General features: G+C 45.9%; 24 protein-coding genes and 1 other RNA gene. 12 read left to right on the forward strand and 13 right to left on the reverse strand.

Annotated elements, in window-relative coordinates; all coding sequences use genetic code 11:
- The first annotated feature begins 57 nt into the window (after positions 1-57).
- The 4 genes from clpX (at position 58) to GWI56_RS03900 (ending at position 6,452) form a co-directional block, all read left to right on the forward strand.
- Complete coding sequence (gene clpX / locus GWI56_RS03885; RefSeq protein WP_028760467.1) at positions 58-1,338, forward strand: ATP-dependent protease ATP-binding subunit ClpX; 1,281 nt, start codon at positions 58-60, stop codon at positions 1,336-1,338.
- 132 nt (positions 1,339-1,470) lie between these two features.
- The gene (gene lon, locus GWI56_RS03890; RefSeq protein WP_105252934.1) at positions 1,471-3,828 is read left to right on the forward strand and encodes an endopeptidase La; all 2,358 of its coding nucleotides are present in this window, start codon (positions 1,471-1,473) and stop codon (positions 3,826-3,828) included.
- A gap of 260 nt (positions 3,829-4,088) precedes the next feature.
- Complete coding sequence (gene hupB, locus GWI56_RS03895; protein WP_006081127.1) at positions 4,089-4,361, forward strand: nucleoid-associated protein HU-beta; 273 nt, start codon at positions 4,089-4,091, stop codon at positions 4,359-4,361.
- A gap of 225 nt (positions 4,362-4,586) precedes the next feature.
- On the forward strand, positions 4,587-6,452 hold the full coding sequence (locus tag GWI56_RS03900; RefSeq protein WP_198572196.1) for a SurA N-terminal domain-containing protein: 1,866 nt from the start codon (positions 4,587-4,589) through the stop codon (positions 6,450-6,452).
- Positions 6,453-6,643: 191 nt separating this feature from the next.
- On the opposite strand, the gene GWI56_RS03905 is transcribed toward GWI56_RS03900, so the two are convergent.
- From GWI56_RS03905 to pspF, 8 genes are all read right to left on the reverse strand, one after another.
- On the reverse strand, positions 6,644-6,856 hold the full coding sequence (locus GWI56_RS03905; protein ID WP_006085368.1) for a molybdopterin-binding protein: 213 nt from the start codon (positions 6,854-6,856) through the stop codon (positions 6,644-6,646).
- Between the two features lie 138 nt (positions 6,857-6,994).
- Positions 6,995-8,197 (reverse strand): enoyl-ACP reductase FabV, encoded by a 1,203-nt coding sequence (gene fabV / locus GWI56_RS03910; protein WP_105252933.1) that lies wholly within the window; start codon positions 8,195-8,197, stop codon positions 6,995-6,997.
- Positions 8,198-8,302: 105 nt separating this feature from the next.
- A complete protein-coding gene (locus GWI56_RS03915) occupies positions 8,303-9,088 on the reverse strand; it encodes an ATP-binding cassette domain-containing protein (RefSeq protein ID WP_105252932.1) in 786 nt (261 codons plus the stop codon).
- Positions 9,069-10,076 (reverse strand): oligopeptide/dipeptide ABC transporter ATP-binding protein, encoded by a 1,008-nt coding sequence (locus tag GWI56_RS03920; protein ID WP_113938851.1) that lies wholly within the window; start codon positions 10,074-10,076, stop codon positions 9,069-9,071. Before GWI56_RS03920 ends, GWI56_RS03915 begins: the two co-directional genes overlap by 20 nt.
- A gap of 3 nt (positions 10,077-10,079) precedes the next feature.
- Complete coding sequence (locus tag GWI56_RS03925) at positions 10,080-10,970, reverse strand: ABC transporter permease subunit (RefSeq protein ID WP_105252931.1); 891 nt, start codon at positions 10,968-10,970, stop codon at positions 10,080-10,082.
- Entirely contained in the window at positions 10,957-11,988 is a 1,032-nt protein-coding gene (locus tag GWI56_RS03930; RefSeq protein ID WP_028760461.1) for an ABC transporter permease, read from the reverse strand. The genes GWI56_RS03925 and GWI56_RS03930 overlap by 14 nt, the downstream gene beginning before the upstream one ends.
- Positions 11,988-13,613 (reverse strand): ABC transporter substrate-binding protein, encoded by a 1,626-nt coding sequence (locus GWI56_RS03935; RefSeq protein WP_198572197.1) that lies wholly within the window; start codon positions 13,611-13,613, stop codon positions 11,988-11,990. Before GWI56_RS03935 ends, GWI56_RS03930 begins: the two co-directional genes overlap by 1 nt.
- Before the next feature lie 69 nt (positions 13,614-13,682).
- Positions 13,683-14,774 carry a phage shock protein operon transcriptional activator gene (gene pspF / locus GWI56_RS03940; RefSeq protein WP_198572198.1) on the reverse strand — a complete coding sequence of 364 codons (1,092 nt, stop codon included), beginning with the start codon at positions 14,772-14,774 and terminating at the stop codon, positions 13,683-13,685.
- A 177-nt stretch (positions 14,775-14,951) separates the two neighbouring features.
- On the opposite strand from pspF, the gene pspA reads away from it, so the two are divergent.
- The 8 genes from pspA (at position 14,952) to ffs (ending at position 21,540) form a co-directional block, all read left to right on the forward strand.
- Positions 14,952-15,635, forward strand: a complete 684-nt coding sequence (gene pspA, locus GWI56_RS03945) for a phage shock protein PspA (RefSeq protein ID WP_006081137.1) — start codon at positions 14,952-14,954, stop codon at positions 15,633-15,635.
- Positions 15,636-15,652: 17 nt separating this feature from the next.
- On the forward strand, positions 15,653-15,892 hold the full coding sequence (gene pspB, locus GWI56_RS03950) for an envelope stress response membrane protein PspB (protein WP_006081138.1): 240 nt from the start codon (positions 15,653-15,655) through the stop codon (positions 15,890-15,892).
- Positions 15,879-16,265, forward strand: coding sequence for an envelope stress response membrane protein PspC (gene pspC / locus GWI56_RS03955; protein ID WP_028760457.1), 387 nt, complete (start codon positions 15,879-15,881; stop codon positions 16,263-16,265). Before pspB ends, pspC begins: the two co-directional genes overlap by 14 nt.
- 113 nt (positions 16,266-16,378) lie before the next feature.
- Positions 16,379-17,839 (forward strand): YcjX family protein, encoded by a 1,461-nt coding sequence (locus GWI56_RS03960; protein ID WP_198572199.1) that lies wholly within the window; start codon positions 16,379-16,381, stop codon positions 17,837-17,839.
- Complete coding sequence (locus tag GWI56_RS03965) at positions 17,836-19,056, forward strand: TIGR01620 family protein (RefSeq protein ID WP_198572200.1); 1,221 nt, start codon at positions 17,836-17,838, stop codon at positions 19,054-19,056. Before GWI56_RS03960 ends, GWI56_RS03965 begins: the two co-directional genes overlap by 4 nt.
- Positions 19,057-19,400: 344 nt before the next feature.
- The gene (gene megL, locus GWI56_RS03970; RefSeq protein ID WP_198572201.1) at positions 19,401-20,594 is read left to right on the forward strand and encodes a methionine gamma-lyase; all 1,194 of its coding nucleotides are present in this window, start codon (positions 19,401-19,403) and stop codon (positions 20,592-20,594) included.
- A 226-nt stretch (positions 20,595-20,820) separates the two neighbouring features.
- A complete protein-coding gene (locus tag GWI56_RS03975) occupies positions 20,821-21,183 on the forward strand; it encodes a ComEA family DNA-binding protein (RefSeq protein WP_173496509.1) in 363 nt (120 codons plus the stop codon).
- Between the two features lie 259 nt (positions 21,184-21,442).
- An RNA gene (gene ffs, locus GWI56_RS03980) (signal recognition particle sRNA small type) lies at positions 21,443-21,540 on the forward strand.
- Positions 21,541-21,758: 218 nt separating this feature from the next.
- On the opposite strand, the gene GWI56_RS03985 is transcribed toward ffs, so the two are convergent.
- The 5 genes from GWI56_RS03985 to GWI56_RS04005 are packed head-to-tail and all read right to left on the reverse strand — an operon-like array spanning position 21,759 to position 25,152.
- Positions 21,759-22,049, reverse strand: a complete 291-nt coding sequence (locus GWI56_RS03985) for a late competence development ComFB family protein (protein ID WP_028760452.1) — start codon at positions 22,047-22,049, stop codon at positions 21,759-21,761.
- Between the two features lie 33 nt (positions 22,050-22,082).
- On the reverse strand, positions 22,083-22,991 hold the full coding sequence (locus tag GWI56_RS03990) for a histone deacetylase (protein WP_198572202.1): 909 nt from the start codon (positions 22,989-22,991) through the stop codon (positions 22,083-22,085).
- 29 nt (positions 22,992-23,020) lie between these two features.
- Entirely contained in the window at positions 23,021-23,710 is a 690-nt protein-coding gene (locus GWI56_RS03995) for a DUF2057 domain-containing protein (protein ID WP_198572203.1), read from the reverse strand.
- A 9-nt stretch (positions 23,711-23,719) separates the two neighbouring features.
- Positions 23,720-24,382 carry a primosomal replication protein gene (locus GWI56_RS04000; RefSeq protein ID WP_105253146.1) on the reverse strand — a complete coding sequence of 221 codons (663 nt, stop codon included), beginning with the start codon at positions 24,380-24,382 and terminating at the stop codon, positions 23,720-23,722.
- Complete coding sequence (locus GWI56_RS04005; protein ID WP_198572204.1) at positions 24,379-25,152, reverse strand: TSUP family transporter; 774 nt, start codon at positions 25,150-25,152, stop codon at positions 24,379-24,381. Before GWI56_RS04005 ends, GWI56_RS04000 begins: the two co-directional genes overlap by 4 nt.
- Positions 25,153-25,160 lie beyond the last annotated feature (8 nt).

The following is a 25,160-nucleotide window of genomic DNA, read 5'->3' on the forward strand; positions in this document are numbered from 1 at the left end:
GTAAAAGTTAAGCAAATTTAAGACAGGCAGTAGAGCAGACTGCAAATGAGGTAATTAATGGGCGACAACAAAAATAATGGTGACAGCGGTAAATTGCTGTACTGCTCTTTTTGCGGAAAGAGCCAGCATGAAGTCAGAAAACTCATTGCTGGCCCATCAGTGTATGTATGCGACGAATGTGTTGAGTTATGTAACGACATCATTCGTGAAGAGATTAAAGAAATCTCTCCAAAGCGTGATAGCGATAAATTACCGACACCACATGAGTTGCGTGCACATTTAGACGATTATGTTATTGGTCAAGACAGAGCGAAAAAAGTGCTTTCTGTGGCAGTGTATAACCACTATAAGCGTTTAAAAAATGCATCGCCTAAAGATGGTATCGAGCTGGGCAAGAGTAATATTTTGCTTATCGGTCCAACGGGTAGCGGTAAAACTCTACTGGCTGAAACCCTTGCGCGCTCACTTAATGTGCCTTTCACTATGGCAGATGCTACTACGCTGACTGAAGCGGGTTATGTGGGTGAAGACGTTGAAAACATCATTCAAAAGTTGCTGCAAAAGTGCGACTACGATGTTGAGAAGGCGCAGCGTGGTATCGTTTATATCGATGAAATCGATAAAATTAGCCGTAAGTCAGACAATCCATCAATCACCCGTGACGTATCGGGTGAGGGTGTACAGCAAGCACTGCTTAAGCTGATTGAAGGTACTGTTGCCGCGGTTCCACCACAAGGTGGCCGTAAGCATCCACAGCAAGAATTCTTACAAGTCGATACTTCTAAGATCCTGTTTATCTGTGGTGGTGCGTTTGCAGGGCTTGAGAAAGTGATTGAGCAACGTGCGCACGTTGGCTCGGGTATTGGTTTTGGTGCACAGGTGAAAGGCGAGAAAGAGAAAGCGACGATCTCTGAAACGTTATCACAAGTAGAACCTGGCGATTTAGTCAAATACGGTTTAATCCCTGAGTTTATTGGTCGTCTGCCAGTGGTTGCGACTCTGACTGAGCTGGATGAAGAAGCTTTAGTACAAATTCTATCTCAACCTAAAAATGCCCTAACTAAGCAATACAGTGCGTTATTTGAGATGGAAGGGGTTGAGCTTGAGTTCCGCGAAGATGCGCTTAAAGCGATTGCTCACAAAGCCATGTCTCGCAAGACTGGTGCCCGTGGCCTACGCTCCATCGTTGAAAGTATTCTGCTGGATACTATGTACGATATCCCATCCGTTGACGGTGTGGTGAAGGCCGTTGTGGATGAATCAGTCGTGAAAGGGGAATCAGCCCCAATCTTGATTTACGAGCACAATGAGGCCCAAGTGGCATCAGGCGAACAATAATTGTACTGATCGCTAATAAACTGAAAAACAAGGAGTCCAATGGACTCCTTTTTTCGTATTAGCCATTGAAACTCCATAAAGCGTCCCAATATACTCCAGTATTAATCCATTTCACCAAAACGGAATCGAACTATGACCCAAGAGCGTGAAGCGCATATCGAACTCCCCGTGCTGCCACTGCGAGATGTGGTGGTCTATCCCCATATGGTAATTCCGTTATTTGTCGGACGAGAAAAATCTATTCGATGTCTCGAGACGGCAATGGCGCAGGATAAGCAAATTATTTTAGTGGCGCAGCGTGATGCCGAGCTCGATGAACCATCAAAAGATGACATCTTCGAAGTGGGTACGGTTGCCTCTATTTTACAGTTACTTAAGCTGCCAGACGGTACAGTCAAAGTGCTGGTTGAAGGCGGTCGTCGCGCCCGTATTACCCGTTATACCCAAGAAACAGAATTTTTTGTGGCTAAGGCTGAGTATCTGGAATCAGAACCGCTGGAAGACAAAGAAGAAGAAGTGTTAGTGCGCAGTGCTATTGGTCAGTTTGAAGGTTATATCAAGCTGAACAAAAAGATCCCGCCAGAAGTCTTGACCTCTTTATCGGGTATCGATGAAGCGGCGCGTCTGGCCGATACTATGGCCGCACACATGCCACTTAAGCTTGAAGATAAGCAATCTGTGCTTGAGATGGTCAACGTCGGCGAACGTCTGGAATATTTAATGGCGATGATGGAATCGGAGATCGACCTATTACAGGTTGAAAAACGTATCCGGACTCGCGTTAAAAAACAGATGGAAAAGAGTCAGCGTGAGTACTATCTGAACGAACAGATGAAAGCCATCCAGAAAGAACTGGGTGACTTAGATGAAGGCCATGACGAATTTGAAGCCTTAAATCGTAAGATTGAAGAGGCTAATATGCCCGCTGAGGCGAAAGAGAAAGCCCTCGCCGAGCTTAACAAGTTACGCATGATGTCACCAATGTCGGCTGAAGCGACGGTGGTTCGCAGTTATGTCGATTGGATGACGGCTGTGCCTTGGAGCCAACGTTCTAAAATCAAACGTGATTTAGCCAAAGCCCAAGAAGTACTCGACACCGATCATTTTGGTCTTGAAAAAGTCAAAGAACGTATCTTGGAATATTTGGCAGTTCAAAGCCGAGTGCGTCAGCTTAAAGGGCCAATCCTGTGTTTAGTGGGGCCACCAGGTGTGGGTAAAACCTCGCTAGGTCAATCGATCGCTAAGGCGACCGGTCGTAAGTATGTGCGTGTTGCCCTCGGTGGTGTGCGTGATGAAGCGGAAATCCGTGGTCATCGCCGTACTTACATTGGGTCTATGCCGGGTAAAGTCATTCAAAAGATGGCTAAAGTCGGCGTGAAAAACCCGTTATTCTTGCTCGATGAAATCGACAAGATGAGTTCTGATATGCGCGGAGATCCGGCTTCTGCTTTATTAGAAGTGTTAGATCCTGAGCAAAATGCGACCTTTAACGATCATTACCTCGAAGTCGATTACGACCTATCCGATGTGATGTTTGTTGCAACGTCAAACTCTATGGATATTCCTGGGCCACTACTTGATCGTATGGAAGTCATTCGTTTATCGGGTTACACCGAAGATGAGAAGCTGAATATTGCTAAGCAACATTTGCTGAATAAGCAAATCGAGCGCAATGGTTTAAAAGCCACTGAAATTAAAGTCGATGATAGTGCTATCGTTGGCATTATTCGTTATTACACCCGTGAAGCGGGTGTGCGTTCACTCGAGCGTGAATTGTCTAAGATTTGCCGTAAAGTCGTGAAAATGATTTTGCTCGATAAGTCAGTTAAGTCAGTGACTGTCAACCAAGAGAATCTTAAGTCTTTCCTTGGCGTGCAGCGCTTTGATTACGGCAAAGCCGAGTCTAAGAACCAAATCGGTCAAGTGACTGGCTTAGCTTGGACTCAAGTGGGCGGTGACTTACTGACGATTGAAGCAACCTCAGTGCCAGGTAAAGGGAAGTTAACCTATACCGGTTCCCTTGGCGACGTGATGCAAGAGTCGATTCAAGCAGCGATGACAGTTGTTCGCGCCCGTGCGGAACAATTAGGTATCAATGCTGATTTCTACGAGAAGCGTGATATCCACGTGCATGTGCCAGAAGGTGCGACACCCAAAGATGGTCCATCTGCTGGTGCGGCTATGTGTACCGCGTTAGTATCAAGCTTAACGGGTAACCCCGTGCGTGCTGATGTGGCTATGACAGGTGAAATAACCTTACGTGGTGAAGTGTTACCTATCGGTGGTTTGAAAGAAAAACTGCTGGCAGCACACCGCGGCGGCATAAAATTGGTGCTTATTCCAAAAGAAAACGAGCGTGATTTGGAAGAAATTCCTGCCAATGTGATTGCCGATTTAGAAATTCGTCCCGTGCGTTGGGTCGATGAAGTGTTAAAACTGGCCCTAGAAAGACCAGTGGAAGGCTTCGAAGTGGTTAAAAACTTGGCATAACGCAAGAAATTGCGCTATCGCGTTAAAAAAAATGAAAAAAGGGGCTTAACAAAGCGCAGACCTGTGGTAGCCTAGGTCTGTGGAGAGCCAGCTGCTCCAAGCCCTTGGCGCAACTGGCTTTGAGCTGTATCCAGTTTTAATTCTTTGGTTTTCGAACTCAGCTTGAACTTTGAATTCAAGCTTGTTATAAAAGCCTCCGCAGACCGCTCTAGAGACGGATTTGGTTGCGGCGCAAAAAAAATTACATTCAAGGGGATGACATGAACAAATCTGAACTAATCGAGAAAATCGCATCTGGTGCTGACATTTCTAAAGCCGCTGCTGGCCGAGCACTGGATTCTTTTATCGCTGCTGTGACCGAAGGTCTGAAAGAAGGTGATAAAATTTCTCTTGTTGGTTTTGGTACTTTTGAAGTGCGTGAACGCGCTGAGCGTACTGGTCGCAACCCACAAACGGGTGAAGAAATCAAAATCGCAGCAGCTAAAATTCCTGCATTCAAAGCTGGTAAAGCACTGAAAGACGCTGTTAATTAATCATTAATATCGTAGCCTTTGTAAGGCGTTCGTAATGACAAGCACTGTTTATCAGTGCTTTTTACGAATTGAAAGTAATGGAATATGAAGCTTAATTTCTACCATTACTCGGGGTTTTAGAATTTACCAGTGGTAGCGTCTGAATATTCCCCATAAATTACAGAAAGGCGCATCTCAACCTGATGCGCCTTTTTATTTTGTTAATCGCAACAAGCGAGAAATCTGATGTTAGAAAAGATCCGCGATGGTTCGCAAGGCGTGATTGCTAAAGGCATTCTCGTACTTGTGATTTTATCTTTTGCATTTGCAGGAGTCAGTAGTTACTTAGGTTCAACAACTGATGTGCCTGCGGCAGAAGTGAACGGTGACAAGATCACTAAAGCCGAGCTAGAGCAGGCGTACCAGAGCGAGCGCTCTCGCATGGAGCAACAGCTAGGTGAAATGTTTGCTGCGTTATCTGCTGACGAAAAATACTTACAAAGCATTAAGCAGAGCGTATTAGAACGCTTAGTGGCTGACAAGTTGATAGATCAAGCTGCTAAGGCTATGGGTCTACGTGTATCTGACGAGCAAATTGTTGCTGCAATGAGAGCTGAACCGGCATTTCAAACTGATGGCAAATTTGATAACGATCGTTATCAGGCGATTCTGCGTCAGTTAGGTTATCAGCCACAGACTTTCAGAGACATGATGCGTGTCGATATGACCCGTCGTCAGTTAACTGCAGCCCTTGTGGGTACTGAATTCGTGTTACCTGGCGAAGCTAAGCAATTGGCTGAGTTACAAGGCCAAACCCGTGATGTGCGCTATGTTGTTGTCGATTCTGCACCATTCTTAGCGACAGCGGTTGTGACTGACGAGCAAGTGAAAAACTATTACGACGCAAACCAAGGGCAGTTTATGAGCCCTGAGATGGTGAGCTTAGAATATGTTGAACTGAATGCTGCTGATTTTGCTAAAAATAATCCAGTTTCTGATGAAGAAGCACAAACGTATTACGAAGAACATAAAGCACAATATGTTTCTAACGAGAAGCGTCTTGCCGCGCATATTTTGGTTATGCCAGGTAGCGATGAAGCGGCAGCAAAAGCCAAGGCTGAAGATCTCGCTAAGCAATTAGATAGCGGTGCCGATTTTGCTGATCTGGCTAAAGCGAACTCTGATGATACTTTGAGTGCAGAGCAGGGCGGTAAACTGGATTGGTTTGAACCTGGTGTTATGGACCCTGCATTTGATGCCGCTTTATTTGCATTAAATAAAGGCCAACATTCTGCGGTGGTTAAAACAGACTTTGGTTTCCACATTATCAAGCTATTAGATGTGCAATCTGGCGCGACTGTACCGTTTGCTGATGTGAAAGCTAAGATAGTGGCTCAATTGCAAGATAAGAAAGCGGTTGACCAGTTCTATAGCTTACAAAGTAAATTAGCGGATACCAGCTATGAAGTGCCAGATACACTATCTGAAACCGCAAAAGCTGTTGGCGTTGATGTTAAGACTACAGCACTGTTTTCTCGCGATAACGCACCTGCTGAGCTAAACAAGCCTGACTTAGTTAAAGCAGCGTTCTCTGAAACTGTGATGCTGAAAGGTTTAAACAGTGAAGTGATTGAGCTTGAACCTAACCATGTGGTTGTCATCCGAGTGAAAGAACATCACGATGCGGGTACTTTGGCCTTAGCTGAAGTGAAAGCCAACATCACTGAGCGCTTGAAGCAAGATCAAGCAAACGAAGCCGCCCGTGCAAAAGCACAGGAACTGATGGCACAAGTTAAAGCGGGTGCAACTGATCTTGGTTTAGTGTCTAAAGCGAAACTAGGCCGTGGCGCGCAGGACGTTGATGCTGCGATTGTAGGCAAAGCGTTCCAAATGCCAACACCAAGTACAACTCCTGTTGTCGATACCGTTGGTTTAGCAAACGGTTATGCTGTGGTTGCACTGGATAAAGTCAACGCTGCAGAAGGTGTGAGTGATGAGCTAGTTAATGCACTTAAACAACGTCTGAACGCACAATACAGTGAAGCAGACTACCGTGGCTTGATCGATTCGCTTAAAGCCAATGCTAAGGTGCTTTATCCTGTAGAAGAATAATTTCAGTGAGGATAGCGAGTTAAATTTACTATCCGACTGATTAAATAGAAAAGGCCAAGTGAGTTCACTTGGCCTTTTTGTTTTTTTAATTCGATAAAGTTTACCAATGAAGTTAGAAGGATATCCGCTATAGCAACACTGTCAGACTCCATATTCCATTACTTCAATCGCCACGTTACTGAGTTGAATGGTTAATCATCAACGCCAATCATTACGCTGCTGGCTTTGATGAGGGCATAAGCCGAATCACCCACTTTGAGCCCTAGGCGCTCACAGGAAGCTTTAGTCACCACAGAGGTCAGTACGACACCGGGTGCAAGTTCTATTGTCACTTCATTGTTTACAGCGCCCATTTCTATGGATTTGATTGTACCGCTGAGGGTGTTTCTTGCGCTAATTTTCATTGATTTTCCTTATTGAGGGATTATTAGGGGTCAACTGCAGCTAGTGTAACGCATCTTAATCTGGGAGTTATAAATAAAAACGCCACTAAAAAGTGGCGTTTAACGTTTGTGATAAGCAGTGATTCGCTATCGAGTTGATTAGAGTTCGATAACGTCAAATTCAACGTATGGGTTAACGTCGGCATCGTAATCAATGCCTTCGATACCAAAACCAAATAACTTAATAAATTCAGCTTTGTATTCACGGTAATCAGTCAATTCTGATAAGTTTTCTGTGGTCACTTGTGGCCACAAATTACGGCAGTGTTGCTGAATATCTTCACGCAGTTCCCAGTCATCTAAACGTAAGCGATTATCACTGTCTGTCTCAGGTTTTGCACCATCGGCACGGAATAGGCGCTCACTGAATAAGCGATAGATTTGCTCCATACAACCTTCATGGAGACCTTCCTGACGCATTTTCTTGAATACCATAGCGATATATAAAGGCATGACAGGAATAGCCGAACTCGCTTGAGTCACAACGCTCTTTAGCACTGCAACATTTGCGCTGCCGCCAGTGGCTGACAGTTGTTCATTTAACGCTTTTGCAGCGCGGTCCAGATCCATCTTGGCCTTGCCAAGGGCGCCGTGCCAGTAAATTGGCCACGTCAGTTCTGTACCTATATAGCTATAGGCTACGGTTTTGCAGTTATCGGCTAATACACCGGCTTCAGATAAGGCTTTAATCCACAGTTCCCAATCTTCGCCGCCCATAACAGTGACAGTATCGGCAATTTCTTGCTCAGTTGCTGGCTCAACGGTGGCTTCAATGATGCAGTCTTTATTGGTATCAACGGCAGTCGCTGTGTAAGTTTCGCCAATGGGTTTTAAAGCTGATCGGATAAGCTCACCTGAATCAGGGAGTTTGCGCACTGGTGATGCCAGTGAGTAAACAACCATGTCAATTTCACCAAGATCTTGCTTGATAAGCTCGATGACTTTTTGTTTAGCTTCATGGCTAAAGGCATCGCCGTTAATGCTTTTAGAATATAAACCTTCCGCTTTAGCAAATTTGTCGAAAGCGGCAGAGTTGTACCAACCTGCAGTACCCGGTTTCGCTTCAGTACCTGGCTTTTCGAAGAACACGCCAATCGTTGCAGCATCGCTACCAAAAGCGGCTGCGATACGTGAAGATAGACCATAACCACTTGATGAACCGACTACTAATACCTTTTTCGGGCCGTTAGCGATCTTGCCTTTTGCTTTAGTTAAGGTGATTTGTTCTTGAACGTTTACTTCACAACCGACAGGGTGTGTAGTGGTACAAATGAATCCACGAATTTTTGGTTTGATAATCATGTTTAAGCTTCTTCTATCAAAATGACCAATAGGATAAATATTTCGGCGGGTAAATGGCACCTATTTTTAGCCAATTCACCAGATTATTTAAGTGGTTGGAGCAGTTTAGCGTTTGTGAACAAACAGACTCTGCTCTTGGACCAACCTCTGGGTGTATTCATGTTTTGGTGAATTAAATATTTGTTCTGTATCAGCTTTTTCAACCATTACACCTTTGTGCAGTACCATAATTTTATCGCTGACATGGCGAATAATATTGAGATTATGGGACACGAAGATATAAGACAAGCCGAGATCTTTTTGCAGTTTTAACAGCAAATTAAGAATTTGCGAACGCACCGAAAGGTCCAGAGCGGTTAAGGCTTCATCGGCAATGATAATTTTAGGATTGAGCATTAAGGCTCGTGCTACTGCGACTCGTTGTTTTTGCCCTTCGGAAATCATGTGCGGATAAAACTCCGCATGCTCAGGTAATAAACCTACTTTTCGTAAGGTATCGACCACTTGGGTGTGTCGCGATTGCGCTGACATTTGGGTGTTGAAACGTAGCGGCTCATCGAGTAATTGACCAATCGTTAGGCGCGGGTTCAGTGAAGTATTCGGATCTTGGAAAATCATCCGAATTAAGCGGCATCTTTGCTTCACATTGCGGCTGTCTAAGGCTTCACCTTCGAAAAAAATCTCACCACCGCTGCGGGGCTCTGCACCGACTAAAATGCGGGCGAGGGTACTTTTACCTGAACCCGCCTCACCCACTATCGCTAAGGTTTCACCGCGTTCGAGCTCAAAGGATACGGGCGCTAATGCATCGTTATATTGGCGGGAAAAGCCCTTATAACCAGTATCATATCTTTTATAAAGGTCATTAACTTTAAGCAGTGGGGTCGTCATTATGGGTTTCGCCATGATAAGGGAAATGACAGGCAAAATAGCGGTCTTTGATATGACTCAAATTTGGCTGATTAACGCATTTTTTTTGTGCTTCAGGGCAGCGTGGCCCTAAACGACAACCAATTGGCAAATGCTGTAAGGCGGGCGCAGAACCCGGTAGGGTAGGCATAATCGCCTTGTGACCACCTGAGCCTGAATAGTCGGGCATATTTTCGAGTAACGCCTTAGTGTAAGGATGATAAGGCTGTTTAATCACTTCGTCCGTCGGCCCAGATTCCATGACTTGACCGCAATAGAGCACGGATAAGTGATCGCACCATTGGGCTAAGGTTTCCAGCTCGTGGCTGATCAATAGAATCGATACGTTTTGTAATTGATTTAATTGGGATAATAATCTGAAAATTTGCGCCTGAGTGCTGAGCTCCATCGAGCTTGTGGGTTCGTCTGCAATCAAGAGGCGAGGCTGGTTAGCAACCGCCATCGCAATCATCACCTTTTGGCACTCGCCTTCGGATAATTCCCACGCGTAGCTAGACATCACCTGCCGCGGATTCTTGATCCCGACTTTATGCAGCCATTTCTGTGCTGTAAGCCGTGCATGCCTGCGCCGTTGCCAAAAATAGGCGTTGGGATTTTTAGGCATAGCTTGCATCAACTGACTGCCGACGGTTTGTGCTGGATCTAAGCTGCCAGACGGATCTTGGAAGATCATCGCCATGTCTGACCCCATCAGATTACGGCGCTCTTTTGAGCTCATGGCCATCAAGTTATTGCCATCCCACATCATGCGGTCTGCAGTAATAGTCCAGTTGGGTCCGGGGATGCCTAAAATCGCTCTGGCTAACAAACTTCGTCCTGAGCCAGATTCACCGACTAGCCCATGAATTTCGCCCGCATTGAGCGTTAAGCTGACTTTTTCTAGCGCCCGCACTCTACCGTGGGGCGTATCGAGTTCAATCGTTAGATTTCGTACGTCGAGTAAGGGCATAAGTTAGTTTCTGATGGGCGCAAGCGCCGACCGTAGGCCATCGCCAACCAAGTTAATGGAAAGCACACTGAAAAGAATCGCTAAGCCTGGGATAGTTACGGCCCAAGGTGCAGTTAGTAAATTATCCATCCCTTGGGCGACCATTGCGCCCCATTCTGGACTCGGCGCCTGTGCGCCCAAGCTTAAAAAACCCAGGGCAGCGATATCTAAAATAGCAGCTGAAATGGCAAGTGTGGTTTGAATAATCACCACTTCCCACACGTTTGGCATAATGACATACCAAAAAATTTGCATCGAGTTAGCGCCGTCTAAACGCGCGGCTGTGACATATTCTTTTTGTAATTCTTCATGCACTGACTGGTGTATGGAGCGCACAAATTGTGGGGTTAAGGCAATCCCGACGGCCCAGAACACGTTTTCAAGCCCTGGTCCCATTACAGCTACCACTAAAATGGCCATTAATAATGAAGGAATCGATAACAGCGCATCGAGCAAATGACCGAGAATACTGGACTTTAAGCCCCGCATCATGCCCGACAACGACCCTATGATAAAGCCTGTGAATAATGCGGTAACGACGATCAGCAGCGCCATGCCAAAGGTCAAGTGCGCGCCGTGTAATAATCGGCTAAAAATATCGCGGCCGAGATCGTCAGTCCCTAAAAAGTGCGCCACTGTCCCTGAAGGGTCCCAAGAGGGTGGTAACAGCAAGGCTCTTGGATCTTGTGCCTCTGGTGGGAAGGGCGCAATCATAGGGCCAAACAGGGTTAGCAAGAGCAGAAATGCAATCGTCCACAGACCCGCTAAGGCGAAAGGATTAGCCGAAAAGTTAATCCAAACCCGCATAGTCGGAGAGGCAATTTGATCTTCTTGATAAATTTTAACTGGTGGCATAAAGGTCTTTTCTGCTCAGTGGATTAAAGGCTGTGTGCAGCACTTCAATCAAGATACTTAGGAAGATAATCAATAGGGCCACGGCCAAAATCCCACCTTGGATAACAGTATAGTCCCGTTGGTAAATCCCTGAAACCAGCCAAGATCCTACACCAGGCCAAGAGAAAATCATTTCAACCACTATGGCATAACTGGCAAATGAGCCAAGCATTAGCCCTAAATGTTTAAGTACGGGGATCAGCGCATTGGGCAGGGCGTGGCGTAGTATAATCGTGCCAGTATGCATGCCTCTGGCTTCGGCGGCGCGGATAAAGGTTTGATTCATCACATTCACCATTGCCGAACGGGTGCTACGAACCACTACAGTAAAAGGTAACACGGCCAGTGTTGTGGCAGGCAAAATGATATGCAGCAGGGCATCTTTAAATGCCGACATGCCGTATTCAGACTCTGACAACAAGGTATCCACTAGCATAAAGCCAGTGACGGGCTTGATTTCATAGAGCAAATTGATTTGTCCCGAAATTGGTAACCAACCAAGATCGACGCCAAACCAAAGCGAAAGATAAAGGCCTAACCAGAATACGGGTACAGAGTAGCCCGTTAGGGTAATCGCCATAATGGTATTTTGGGTGAGCTTATGTTGACTCTGGGAGGCGAGCACGCCTAAGGGCACGCCCAAGCAAATTGCGATAATGCCCGCCATCACAGCAAGTTCGAAGGAGGCGGGCAGGACGGCACTGAGTTCTTCGGCGACTTCTTGATGTGACGTGACTGAAATCCCTAAATTACCGCTAAGCCTTTGTTGTAGGTAAGCGATAAATTGCCACGCTTGGTTTTTATCTAATTTGTAGTCTTGTTCTATTTGAACCAGTTGGGTCGCCGTCGGTGTATGTATGCCAGTGAGTGCATAGGTGCGCTCAACTGGAAACAAGCCTGTAGCGTAAAATAAGACACCCACCATGACTAACGAAGTAGCAAGAAATAAATTGAGGCGACGCAGTAGGTATGTAAACATTAATTCGCCTCCTGTGGTGCTTGGCTAGTATGGGTGAAGGAAATCCCACCAAAAGGCGTAAGCTGCATATCCTTGATATCACTGCGAGTTAACGCTACACGTTTGGCATGTGCCAGACTCAGCATAGGTACTTGTTCAGCTAAAAAGGCTTCTGCTTGTTGATAAATCACTTTACGTTCCGCTTGATCTGATACTTCCCTTGCGCTGTTTAAGATGGCATCAAACTCTGGGTTACACCAGCGAGAACGATTGTTGTTCGATTGCATTGCTGCGCAGCTCAGCAGCGGATTAAAAAAGTTATCGGGATCGCTGTTATCAGCATTCCAGCCAATCAGCACAGAATCATAGTCGTCGCGGCTCAGTCTCTGATTAAATACGCTCCAATCGTAACTGACGATATTCACTTTTACGCCGATGTTTGCTAGATCGGATTGAATTAATTCGGCCGTTTTCAACGAATTGGGGTTATAAGTGCGGGCAACCGGTATGGCCCAAATATTGATGCTGAGATTTTTTATACCGGCTTCTTTCAATAAGTCGCGTGCTTTTTGCGGATTGTAATCGACAAGTCCTTTGTTATTGGCATATGCCCATGATGCCGGAGGTAGAACGCCCGTGGCTTCAATGGCAGTATTTTGATAAACCGCTCGCAGGATATTTTGTTTATCAACAGCATAGGCCAGTGCACGACGTACGCGAACATCATCTAACGGTGGCTTCTGCGTATTAAAGGCCCAAAATGCCACGTTAAGACCTGGTTGTGATTCGATGTTTAATTCTTGATGCTGTTTGATAACAGGCAGTTCACCTGCTTTGGGCAGCGCAGAAACGCTGCAATCTCCTGCGATAAGCTTAGCGAGCCTAACTGTACTTTTGGGTGTGATATCAAATACCAACATATCAATTTTTGCTGGCTCTCCCCAAAAATCGGGATTACGGCGATAGCGGATATATTCGTTTTTAGCGTATTGCACTAAGGTGAACGGTCCTGTACCAATGGCAAAGTGGTCGACGTTTTCAGGATGACCTAAAGCTAACTGCTGCTGCGCATATTCGTTGGATAAGATCACCGCAAAGTCGGTGGCTAAATTCGACAGAAAAGAAGCGTCTTTGCGGGTTAAGTAAAAGACCACTTCATGATCGTTTATCTTCTCTATCCCTTTAACTTGCTGAGAAAAGCCAATACTTTGAAAGAAGGGATAACCCGTGCGGGAGACAAAATGATAAGGATGCTGGGTATCGATAATACGATTAAAGGAGAACAACACATCGTCGGCATTAAAGGGGCGAGTTGGGTAAAAACGCTTTGAATGCTGGAACTGCACGTTTTCCCTGAGAGTGAAGCGATAGCTTAAGCCATCATCAGACATGGCCCAACTCGTCGCCAAGGCAGGGACAAGCTTGCCTGACTGGGTGTCATAATCCACTAAGCGACTATAAATTTGATGCGAGGTGGCATCGATTGTTGTGCCAGATGTCACCAATTGTGGATTAAAAGACTCAGGGTTCCCTTCGGAGCAATACACCAAACCAGAAGGGAGTCGTTGGGGGCCACACGCGACCAACAACCAACTCATGCAAGAAACTGCAGTTGTTAGGCACAGGCGTCTAATTAGCACACTCATTTATAAATCATTATTTTATCGACTATGAACGGCTATTTTAGCAGTGCATCTCCCCCGTGGGCAATCTGCTTATGCTTTATCAAGTAAATTGTACTTTTTAAGGATGCCACGCAGTTGGTGGTAGCTTAATCCGAGCATGTCGGCGGTTTTCTTTTGGTTATATTGGCTGTTTGAGAGTGCTTGCTGGATCAGATCCATTTCGTACTGCTCCGTTTGCTCTTTAAAATCTAACGGAAAATTAAAGCAATTTGTTGAATACTCAGTATTGACTTGTACTTCAGCCTCAAATATCGGCACAGATTGTGGCGTACTGGCAACAGTTGTTGGCGCAACTGAGGTGATTTGACGCTCGCGGGTTTTGATCCGCGTTTTGGGCCGATACGGTGAAGCAAAGGGATCGAGGGTAATATGATCGATGGGTCTATTTTCACCACCATTACGGTAAACGCTGCGCTCGACCACGTTTTTAAGTTCACGGATATTACCCGGCCAGTCGTGGGTCATTAATTGCTCGACCGCATGGGCGCTGAAACCGCTGAACAGTTGCAGCTTTAATTGGCGCGCCATACCAACGGCGAAATATTCCGCCAGCGTCATAATGTCTTCAGGTCGGCAACGCAGCGGTGGCAGCGTAATCACATCGAAGGCGAGTCTATCGAGCAAGTCGGCACGAAATTCGCCTGCGTCAGCAAGTGATGGTAAATCTTCGTTGGCAGCGCAGATTAAACGGACATCGGCCTGCACGGTTTTACTGCCGCCGACCCGTTCAAATTCGCCGTATTCAATGACACGCAGGAGCTTTTCTTGGATAAGTCCTGAGGTGTTGGCTAATTCGTCGAGGAATAAGGTGCCGCCGTCGGCGCGCTCAAAGCGGCCTTCGTGTTTGCCTTTGGCGCCAGTAAAGGCACCTGATTCATGGCCAAATAATTCACTCTCGAGTAAATTTTCACTCAAAGATGAACAGTTTAGCTTAATAAAACTTTGATCCCAGCGCTTAGACAGATAATGTAAGCGTTCGGCAATAAGCTCTTTACCTGTACCACGTTCACCAATAATCAGTACGGGTTTAGACAGAGGCGCTATTTGCGACACATGTTCTAACACTTCGAGTAGGGCGTTGGATTGACCGATAAGGTTGTCTTGCTGAAATTTATTATCCACGATATTTTTTAGTCTTTCGCGCTAAAATTTGGTGAAAATGATAATAAGTGGCTTGAAGCGTAAAAGGAAGTAAAAGTTAAAATTTTGTTTAAGATGCTGTATTTAAATAAGAAGTAAAAGTTGGCACGGTTAGTGTATTACCTTGTACGAGACCAACATCAATTTGAGGATAGGATTATGGGAATTTTCTCTCGTTTCGCCGATATCATTAACTCTAATATCAGCGCATTGCTGGATAAAGCCGAAGACCCAGAAAAAATGGTTCGACTGATTATCCAAGAAATGGAAGACACACTCGTTGAAGTGCGTTCTACCTCAGCTAAAGTGTTAGCTGAAAAGAAAGAGCTGCAACGTCGTATCAACCGCGTGTTAGAGCAAGTGCAAGATTGGCAAGATAAGGCTGAACTGGCACTGTCCAAAGACCGTGAAGACTTAGCGAAAGCCGCTTTAGTTGAAAAACAAAAAGCGACCGGTTTAGCCGATACGCTGAATCAAGAGTTAGCCGTCATCGATGAACATATCGCACGCTTGAAAGATGAAGTGGGCATGTTGCAAGAAAAGCTGCTCGATGCAAAAGCGCGTCAAAAGACCATTATTTTGCGCACTCAAACAGCGTCATCACGCTTAGAAGTGAAAAAGCAGTTAGATTCAAGCAAGATCGACAATGCTATGCTCAAGTTTGAGCAATATGAGCGCCGTGTCGAAGGCTTAGAAGCCCAAGTTGAATCTTACGATCTTGGCAGCAAGAAGACCTTAGCCGATGAGTTTGCGGCGCTAGAAGCGGAAGATTCTGTGAATGCAGAACTGGCAGCGCTCAAAGCCAAGGTAAAAGGTAAAGCGCCAACTAAGTCAAAAGAATAACAATTCAGAGGTGAGTTATGGATATGGACGTGCTAATGGCGCCGATTATTATTTTCATGGTGATAGTCGCGCCAATATGGTTAGTTCTTCATTATCGCAGTAAGCGACAAGTGAGCCAGGGACTCACTGAGGAAGAGTTTTCACAACTCAATGATTTGATATCCAAGGCCGATAAAATGGCGGCGCGTATCGAGACATTAGAGGCCATTCTGGATACAGAATCGCCCGAATGGAGGGGGAAACATGAGAGGATCTAATGGCCGTACTTTGTACCGCATTCCCCAGTCAGGCAAAATAGCGGGTGTATGTGCAGGGATTGCCGAGTACTTTGCGATTGAAACTTGGTTAGTGCGAGTGCTGACTGTGTCTATCTTCTTACTCGGCGGCTCAGGTGTGGTATTTATCATCTATGTCGCTTTGTGGGTGATTTTAGACATCAAGCCGCAAAAGCATTACGATAGAGATGATATCGAGGTGAAGAAGAAGCCGTGGCAGTCGGGAGAACCCGCAAAGCAAGCGCTAAGCGACGTGAGTCGTCAATTTCGAAGTCTAGAAGTTAGGCTACAAAATTTAGAACGCCATGTCACCTCTGACAACTTTGATTTAAAAAGACAAATCAATAGTTTGTAACCCTTCTAAAGGGCGGCCATGTCCGCCCTTGTTGCTTAATCTCTGCTCCATTCCAGTGTATAGTCAACATCACTTGACATAAGTTAACATCATTCGACATAAGGGAAGTCTCTATGGGAATGCTTGATGCCTCGCTCCATAAATTAACCCAAAAGGGCCAATCCCTGTTACATCGCACCGCGGACCGGCATTTACGTTTGGCCGTGACTGGGCTTTCTGGTGCAGGAAAAACGGCGTTTATCACGGGGTTAGTCAATCAGTTACTCAATTCTGGACCTGTCTCAACGTTACCTCACGCCCGCAACAACAGCGCTTTGCCACTGTGGCAGGTGAGCCGCGATCAGCGTTTACTCGGTGTTAAGCGTGCCATGCAGCCGGATCTTGAAATCGCTAGTTTTGATTATCAAGGCGCCATGTTAGCGCTCACTTCCGAACCTGCGACTTGGCCAGCCTCTACCCGTACTATTTCTGAATTACGACTGGCGATTAAATACCGACCGAAAAAGGGCTTACTGGCCAAGTTTTCTGATACCGCCACTCTGTATTTGGACATAGTTGATTATCCTGGCGAATGGCTACTCGATTTACCTATGCTGCGCCAAGACTTTGTAACCTGGTGCCGTGCTCAACAAGTTCGCATCGAGAATCTTAAAAGCTCACCCTTGTATGCTGAGTTTGAACAATCATTGATGTCATTGGATTTAGCCTCCAGCGCCGATGAGCAGCAATTAAAGCGGATTGCCGATCAATATCAGTTATTACTCAATGATTTAGTGCACGTGCAAGGTTATTACCAAGCGCAGCCTGGACGCATGTTATTGCCGGGTGAATGGCAGGGGGCTCCCTTATTGGCTTTTTTCCCCCTGTTATTGGTTAATGATGAAAAGTTTGCTGAGCTTTCGCAAAGCGATAAACACAGTGGATTCCATGTACTTGAAAAACGTTATCAAGAATATGTGGCTAAAGTGGTTAAGCCTTTCTATAAAAACCACTTTGCCGGTTTTGATCGGCAGTTAGTACTTGTTGACTGTTTTAGTGCGTTGAATCGCGGTAAAAAGCAATTTGAGGATATGGGCGCGGCGCTCAATGCCATTATGGAAAGCTTTCAGTTTGGCCAATCGAGTTATTTACGACGTTTATTTGCCCCCCGCATCGACCGTTTGTTGTTTGCCGCGAGCAAGGTTGACCATGTGACTCGCGATCAGCAGAGCCATGTTTTGTCCCTGCTAACCGATATGTTGAAACACAGCCAGCATTTTGCCAGTTTCGATGGTTGTAAAGTGGAGACTATGGCGATTAGCGCCATTAAAGCGACTCGCCATGGCATGGTAACGACCCAAGAGGGCGAGGTGGAAGTCGTGCAGGGGATGGGACTCAACGGTAAAGCCCTGACCTTGTTTCCAGGCGAAGTGCCCACTCGCTTACCTGAGCCCGATTTTTGGCGTGAACAAGGGTTTAACTTTGTCGGCTTTGCACCGCCGAGCAATGCCAATATTGACCCATCTCAAGTGCACTTTGACCATATTCGTCTCGATCATTTGCTGCAGTACTTACTGGGAGATAAGTTGGAATGACGCTAAAGCTATCGGATAACGCTAACGAGCAGGCTTCTAATTCTTCTGCGAACTCATTTGCACACTCAGTTGAACATAAGCCGCTGAAAAAGCAGCAGCTGTTTGACCCAGAAGTCGTGGAGCTCAAACCCAGCAAAGAGGAGCTCAAAGGGGCGAAAGCCTTTGATCCGCATACGCCAGTGCAAGAAGTGGCTGCTGATATTGAGGAATTGATGGATGAAACGTTGTCATCCCATCCAAAAATGATCGATGCTAAATCGGTATCGCCTCAACTCGTCAAGTCACGCCGTTGGTCTTGGCTCGCCCGTCTAGCAGCTGTGAGTTTATTGCTGCTTGTAGTCGTTCAAACAGGATTAGGACTGAGGGATGCTTGGCTTGAGAGCCCTTGGTTGTTCAGTTTTTATGGTGTGGTGCTTGGGGTTGTCAGTGCGTGGGCATTGGCGAGCGCAGTCAGTGAATACCGTAAGCTCAAGCGACTCAAACAGGTCGCCGATACTCAAGAAACAGGTGCAAGGCTAGCGCAGAGCATGCAAATGGGTGAAGCAGACAGCTTTATCGATAATATCGTTTGCCACTATGAAGACAGCCAAGGTTTGCAGCAACTTCGCAGCTCATTAAAAGATGAACATAATGATGCCGAGAAAGTCTTGTTATTCGAGGACTTAGTCCTAACGGAGCGAGATGAACTGGCCAAAAAAGTCGTGCGACGCTATGCGGCTGAGTCGGCAGTGTTACTGGCGGCGAGTCCGTTAGCTGTGCTCGATATGGCGATTATCCTCTGGCGTAATCAACGTATGCTGCGCGATGTCGCCCGCTGTTATGGCATTGAACTTGGTTACTGGAGCCGAATTAAACTTATCCGCAGTATCATCATCAATATTATTTATGCGGGCACCAGTGAGTTAGTCACAGATTTAGGAACACAGCTGTTATCGGTTGAAATGACAGGTAAATTGTCTGCTCGCTTGGCCCAAGGCTTAGGGGGCGGCATGTTAACTGCGCGTCTTGGATATCAAGCCATGGCACTGTGTCGGCCGATTGTGTTTAGGGAAGAGCAAAGGCCTAAATTGTCTAAAGTGCATCAGGAATTGTTGATCGAACTGAAGCAGTTTTCAGGCAAGCTGTTTACCAAAGAAGGTCGCGACGCATTAAAAGGCCAATTCGCCGATGTTGATGACAAAGTCTCTCGGCCAGCTAAAGATAAGTCTAAAGAGTAGATGCTATTTAATATCAAATAATTAACCGATTGAAATGGCCGAAAGTAGATGCGCTAATGGACTTGTTCCTTGGCGCATTTTTTATGATTTTCTTTGCAGGTACCGAGTATGACTAAGTGCGACGTAAAAGTGCTATGTAACAAGTTAATTACACTTTTGAGCGCTGCTATTTTTGCCATGCTACTGGCTTAAGTGCTTGGCCGCGTTATGGTAGGGCTTATTCGATAGGGCTAATGTTTCATTAACTTATCTATTAGATTATCCATAATGCGGGCATTGAGCGCTCCACACCAACAATCAATCAAGAACGGGAACTGCTCAATGCCAATGACAAGGAGCTAGGTATGCAAGATGTGTCAGGCAAGATGTGGAAGGCGGCAACACAGGTTATTCATGGCGGCCATGAGCGAGAGGCCTTTGGTGCCTTAGTCACGCCGCTTTACCAAAGTGCGACTTTTGTGTTTGAGTCTGCACTGCAAGGTGGTGAGCGATTTGCGGGTAATGAGCCGGGGTATATTTACACGCGCTTAGGGAATCCGACAACCGCTGAGCTTGAACGTAAAATGGCGATTTTAGAAGGGGCTGAGGCCGCAGCAGCAACTGCTTCTGGTATGGGCGCAGTATCCGCCGCATTGCTGGCTAATTTGCAGATGGGCGATCACTTAGTGGCGTCGAATGCCGTATACGGTTGTACTTTTGCGCTAATGACGTCTCAGTTCGCCCGCTTTGGTATTGAAGTGTCCCTAGTGGACTTTTCATCGGTAACAGAAATAGAAGCGGCGATCAAATCCAATACTAAGGTCATTTTCTGTGAAACCCCTGTCAATCCGCATTTGCAGGTATTTGATTTAGCTGCAATTGCGAATATTGCCAAACGTCATCAGTTGGTCAGTATTGTCGACAATACCTTCATGACGCCATTACTGCAGAGACCGCTGGATTTTGGCATTGATTTGGTGGTCCACAGTGCGACTAAATATCTGAATGGCCATGGCGATGTGATTGCGGGGATAGTGTGTGGCAGTGAAGAACAGCTCCATAAAGTGAAGTATGAAATTTTAAAGGATATTGGCGCTGTGATATCGCCACATGATGCTTGGCTGATCTTACGCGGCCTTAAAACCTTAGATGTGCGTTTGCAGCGCCATTGCGATAGTGCCCAGCGCGTGGCAGAGTTTTTGGCGGAACATCCAAGCATTACACGTGTGTATTATCCCGGGCTTAAATCTCATCAAGGGCATAAATTCATTGGCCAGCAGATGAAACGTGCTGGTGGTGTTATCGCGTTTGAACTGGCGGCAAATTTAGAAGAAGCTATGGCCTTTGTCGGATATCTAAAGTTGTTCTCAATTGCGGTGAGTCTAGGTGACGCTGAATCCCTTATCCAACATCCTGCATCGATGACGCATTCACCTTATACGCCAGAGGCAAGAACGGCGGCTGGGATTGGTGATAATTTGCTGCGGATCTCTATTGGTTTAGAAGATTGTGACGACATCATCGCCGACTTGAACCAAGCGCTAGCTCGATTAGCTTAATGAATGTTGTTATTTTAAAGACCGTTAGCTATTTGAATGATAAAAGGATGCTTTTTGCATCTTTTTATCATAGTCAAGCACTGGCTCATTGAGCTGAAGACAGAAGTTTAGCGATAGTGAATATTTATGACGCCGATTTGGTATTTCGGGACAGCTTAGACTATTTTTGATTTGAGGCCACGGAAGTAGGACGAAAGGCCGCAAATCATGGAATAGAGGAATTGTTATGAAAACCACAAATCGTATACCAGCTTTTATGAGTGCCATAGCATTAACGGCTTTTTTGGCAAGCCCAGCAATCGCAACAGAAACCCCAACCAAGGCCGCCGTGAAAGTACAGGCTAAAACTGAAGCGGGTGAAATGGCATCGGATGTGAAGAAAGCTATGCCAGATGCCGCTCAAGTCAACATTAATACCGCTTCAGCCGAGCAGTTACTCGTACTCAAAGGGATTGGTGCCGCAAAGGCTCAAGCGATTGTCGACTATCGCACTAAAAATGGTAAGTTCAATGCTATAGATGACTTAGCCAATGTCTCTGGTGTTGGGGCTAAGATAATTGAGCAAAATCGCCATTTGATCAAGTTGTAACCACCTTTGGCGATGATTGCGGTGTAGCCTGCTGATTTTTATGATAAGAGATTCAGTAAAACATATATAAAAGTCTGCATTTGCAGGCTTTTATCATTTCAATCACTCCATTTGCTTATAGATTGTGCAGTTAGGTGGGATATTAAGAGATCTTATCGATTAGCGCTTGATCCCATAGGGTCCATGGGGGATAATCCTCCGCGTTCAAGCAATGCTTTGGTTTATGTCATTCAAAGTAATGTTCGAAGTTATGGTGACCCTAGGGTCCCCCCGCAATGATAACTTGTGAACTCGGCCAGGCCCGGAAGGGAGCAACCGCAGCAAGCGACTCGTGTGCCGGGGTGTCGGCTCTAGGGGAACCTCCAATTCAACAGTCCCTCTGTTTATTTCCGTTGTACTTCTATATATCTACTCAATTTATATTATTCAATATTTTAGCTTACAGACTATTTCCGTTTTCTGTCGTTAATCATTTATAGCATTAATATTTCTGCACAATGAGATAATCCATTACCGGCCTCAGTTCTTGCCACTGCAACGGCTAAAAATGCTCTCAATAGTAACTCTTAGCAAGATTAGCGATTTGCTTCGGCTTCTTCCTGTAATCTTTTTTGCAGATTTTGTTTAAGAAAAGCGCGGGACTTTTCGAGTGCGGTTTGGATCTCACGCTTTAATTCCTGCAGCTCGTTATAGTCTTCAAAGAAGTAAGTATCGACGAGGTGGCGTATGTAGCGCACAGGCAGTTGATTTAAGGTCACGCAACATAAGTCGGCGAGATAGTCCTCAGGAAGTTCGTCCATAAGTCCTTCATCTGACAATATTTCCATTAAAAGAACTTCGTAGTAATTACGGATTTCGAGTTGCATTGTTATGCTCCATGACGGTTTTCATTGAGTTTGCTACCACAAATGATTTGCCGCAATAAAAAGTTGGCAGTGTCTTTGGCTTAATTGTAGTGCGTCTCTGCTGTAGCCGCCGCCTATCACGGCTGCAATTGGAATATTTTCCGATTTTGCCATTGATAACACAGTTAAATCCCGTCTGAACAGTCCTTCTTGGCTGATATTGAGCAAGCCAAGATCGTCATTTTGATGAATATCGGCCCCAGCATCATAAAGAATCAGATCTGGTTGATGGATTCGGATAAGGAGGGCGAGTGTCTGCTCCACAGTTTCAAGATACGCACTATCGTCCGCTCCTTTAGTTAGTTCAATATCATGGTGGGAATGCTGCTTACGACTCGGGAAATTCTCTTTGCAGTGAATCGAGCAACTGATGATCCCTTGATGTTGGTGGCTGAGGGTTGCACTGCCGTCACCTTGATGCACATCGCAATCAAAAATCAGTACCTTGTGTACTTGCTGGCTCGCGATGGCATTTCTGGCCGCGAGGATAAGGTCGTTGAAAATACAATAGCCGCTGCCAAAATTGTAATGGGCGTGATGGTAGCCCCCCGTGAGATGCAGGGCAATACCCTGATTTATGGCTAATGAAGCTGTGAGTGTGGTGCCAGCCACAGAATGCAAGGTACGCTCAACTAAGGCTTCACTCCATGGGAAACCAATCCGTCTAAGCGCCGCTGTTGGCAAGGTACCCGCGATAAATTGCTCTACATATTCGCGTTGATGCACTTGCATTACATCTTCTGCAGTCATGGCCGTTGGCGTGTGGAACTGTGCAGTCGTGGCAATGTGGTTATCGAGTAAGTACTGCCGTAAATGTGCGTATTTAGTGGTGGGAAATCTGTGATGGGGAGGAAGCGCCAGCTTGGAATAGCTGGCGTGATAAACCAGTGGGATCAGAGTCAATATTGACTAAACCTCGTTATCGCAAGTTGTTATAGCTGCGAAATTGCCCAGCTCATAAATTCTTTACGGGTTTTTTCATCCGCTTGTAGCCACCAGTATTGCAACATTTGTTGTGGGTTGGCTCCTGCTGCTTTAGAGGTGTCTACGGGGGCGGTGAGTGATGTTGCGTTAACGGTCGCCGATGTTGTCACGGGTGCTGGTGCAACGGCTACTACTGCACCTGCGGCACCGGTTGCTGCTGCGGCAGTACCGGATACGTCAACGGCTTGATTACCACTGAAAAGGCGAGAGACGAAGCTTTCTTCTTCTAAATTGGTATTCTCCACTTGGTAATTGACGTTGCCTTTGTCACTACGGGTTAATTTGATTTGTGGGTTTTGCGCGTAAACTTTAGGCTTTTTAACGACTTCACCTTCAGCCGCTTGCAGGTAATATTGATGGTCGCCATCAACATCTAAAGTAACGATGAAAGGAGCTGATTTAACAAAGGTTTGGCTGTCACTAAAATCATCCTCTACCATTTCATGGTAACGAATGGCGATTTTGTGAGTGCCGGGGGCCAATTCTAAGCTGCTTTTATGGTTGAATACGCTCGACTCGACTTTTTTACCATCAAGAGCAAGGTACTCAAATGACATAGGAATGTTCAGATCTGCAGCGAAGGCTGAGGCAGATCCGAGTAATACTAGCAGGCTGCTAATTGGCAAAAGTGATTTCATTGTTACTCCTTAACGGTTATTACTCTGATACGGGCGTTCGAATATTTGAATGCGATCTTCTATATAACTAATAGCTTGCCTGCATTTTCCTAGACGACGATGCATCAAAAGGATGTCATTTTGCAATTTTATTTTGTCAGCACTATGACAGTTTTCAAGTTTTGATTCCATTTCTTCAATTTTTTGTTCAAATTTTTTCGCCCAATTAAGATGTTTGTTCAATTCTTCGTAGATCTCATGACTATTTTGCATCACGTTATTGGCGATCCAATCGAAACCACTGGCTTGGTGAGACTGATTCTGGCGCTGTGCAAAACGGGCACGGCTACTGGCACGCTGCTGAGTTTTAGACTTAATGTCAATAGAAGTGGTCAGCAAGGCTCGTTTGACTGCGGTAAATCTATCTTGGATCCGCTCACAGCTCAGGGCAATGGTCTGGGGGGCGAGTTTAAGCTTAATTTGTTTTTCGAGCTGCATAATACTGCTACGAATTTGTTCAATACAGGGGCCGAGTTGGGCGCCGTGTTGGACAAACAGCGAGTGATTAAAACGCTCCGTTTCTTGCAGAAGTTTACGCTGCGGCGGGGCGAGTCGATTATCGTGTTGCAGCACTTCTTGTTCTAAGGCTTTAAGCTGATTCTTCAGCATCACCATTAATTGTTGGGTGTTCACAACCATGCGCTCCATGCCAAATTCGCTGCAATCATTAGCACGATCAAAATAAACAGTGGACGAATAAAGGGCATGCCAAATTTAATCGCGCAGCGGGCGCCGATAAATGAGCCTAACATCATGCACAATCCCATCCACAAACCTATTTGCCACTCTACCTGCCCAAGCCAACCAAAGATAGTCAGTGCGGTCAAGTTGCTGGTAAAAGTCATTGCACGGGCAAGGCCACAACTGTGCAGTAAAGGCAGTTTATACAAAGAGCCAGATGTGACGGTCCAAAATGCGCCAATGCCTGGGCCTGCAAAACCATCATAAGTGCCTAAAGCCAGTCCCTGTAGCCATTGTTGCTTGGCTGGCGGCTTGCTGGTTGGTACTTGGCAGTTAACGTCTGACATCGCATTGGGGCTGACTAAACTGTAAATGGCGATGCCAATGATCAGCAGCGGCAGGACTTTTTCGAGCCATTGAGTATCGACTAAATAGACTAAGAAACTGCCCAATACTGCGCCGATAAAGGTGGCGATAAAAGCCATGTACCAAAACGAGGGTTTAAAGAGGTGCTTGCGATAATAGGTCCAAGCCGCCATAAAAGAGCCAAAGCTTGCGGCTAACTTATTGGTGCCTAATACGGTATGCGGCGCAATGCCTAAGGTTAACAGTGCGGGGATCGACAATAGGCCACCGCCACCCACGACGGCATCAATGAATCCAGCGATAAGACCTATAACTGCCAACAGGGCCCAATGACTGGGCTCGAGTAACAACTCCAAATTTTAAT

This window comes from Shewanella sp. DW31 (assembly GCF_015767295.1).
GTDB classification, from domain to species: Bacteria; Pseudomonadota; Gammaproteobacteria; order Enterobacterales; family Shewanellaceae; genus Shewanella; species Shewanella oncorhynchi.

Coding starts and splice junctions, on each gene's coding strand:
- GWI56_RS03920 (WP_113938851.1), bottom strand. CDS start 10,076: ATGCCCTTACTCGACGTACGAAATCTAACGATTGAACTCGATACGCCC.
- hupB (WP_006081127.1), top strand. CDS start 4,089: ATGAACAAATCTGAACTAATCGAGAAAATCGCATCTGGTGCTGACATT.
- pspB (WP_006081138.1), top strand. CDS start 15,653: ATGGATATGGACGTGCTAATGGCGCCGATTATTATTTTCATGGTGATA.
- GWI56_RS03930 (WP_028760461.1), bottom strand. CDS start 11,988: ATGTTTACATACCTACTGCGTCGCCTCAATTTATTTCTTGCTACTTCG.
- GWI56_RS03915 (WP_105252932.1), bottom strand. CDS start 9,088: ATGACGACCCCACTGCTTAAAGTTAATGACCTTTATAAAAGATATGAT.
- GWI56_RS03985 (WP_028760452.1), bottom strand. CDS start 22,049: ATGCAACTCGAAATCCGTAATTACTACGAAGTTCTTTTAATGGAAATA.
- GWI56_RS03960 (WP_198572199.1), top strand. CDS start 16,379: ATGGGAATGCTTGATGCCTCGCTCCATAAATTAACCCAAAAGGGCCAA.
- clpX (WP_028760467.1), top strand. CDS start 58: ATGGGCGACAACAAAAATAATGGTGACAGCGGTAAATTGCTGTACTGC.
- GWI56_RS03995 (WP_198572203.1), bottom strand. CDS start 23,710: ATGAAATCACTTTTGCCAATTAGCAGCCTGCTAGTATTACTCGGATCT.
- GWI56_RS03965 (WP_198572200.1), top strand. CDS start 17,836: ATGACGCTAAAGCTATCGGATAACGCTAACGAGCAGGCTTCTAATTCT.
- pspA (WP_006081137.1), top strand. CDS start 14,952: ATGGGAATTTTCTCTCGTTTCGCCGATATCATTAACTCTAATATCAGC.
- GWI56_RS03905 (WP_006085368.1), bottom strand. CDS start 6,856: ATGAAAATTAGCGCAAGAAACACCCTCAGCGGTACAATCAAATCCATA.
- megL (WP_198572201.1), top strand. CDS start 19,401: ATGCAAGATGTGTCAGGCAAGATGTGGAAGGCGGCAACACAGGTTATT.
- pspC (WP_028760457.1), top strand. CDS start 15,879: ATGAGAGGATCTAATGGCCGTACTTTGTACCGCATTCCCCAGTCAGGC.
- GWI56_RS03900 (WP_198572196.1), top strand. CDS start 4,587: ATGTTAGAAAAGATCCGCGATGGTTCGCAAGGCGTGATTGCTAAAGGC.
- GWI56_RS03975 (WP_173496509.1), top strand. CDS start 20,821: ATGAAAACCACAAATCGTATACCAGCTTTTATGAGTGCCATAGCATTA.
- fabV (WP_105252933.1), bottom strand. CDS start 8,197: ATGATTATCAAACCAAAAATTCGTGGATTCATTTGTACCACTACACAC.
- GWI56_RS03925 (WP_105252931.1), bottom strand. CDS start 10,970: ATGCCACCAGTTAAAATTTATCAAGAAGATCAAATTGCCTCTCCGACT.
- GWI56_RS03935 (WP_198572197.1), bottom strand. CDS start 13,613: ATGAGTGTGCTAATTAGACGCCTGTGCCTAACAACTGCAGTTTCTTGC.
- lon (WP_105252934.1), top strand. CDS start 1,471: ATGACCCAAGAGCGTGAAGCGCATATCGAACTCCCCGTGCTGCCACTG.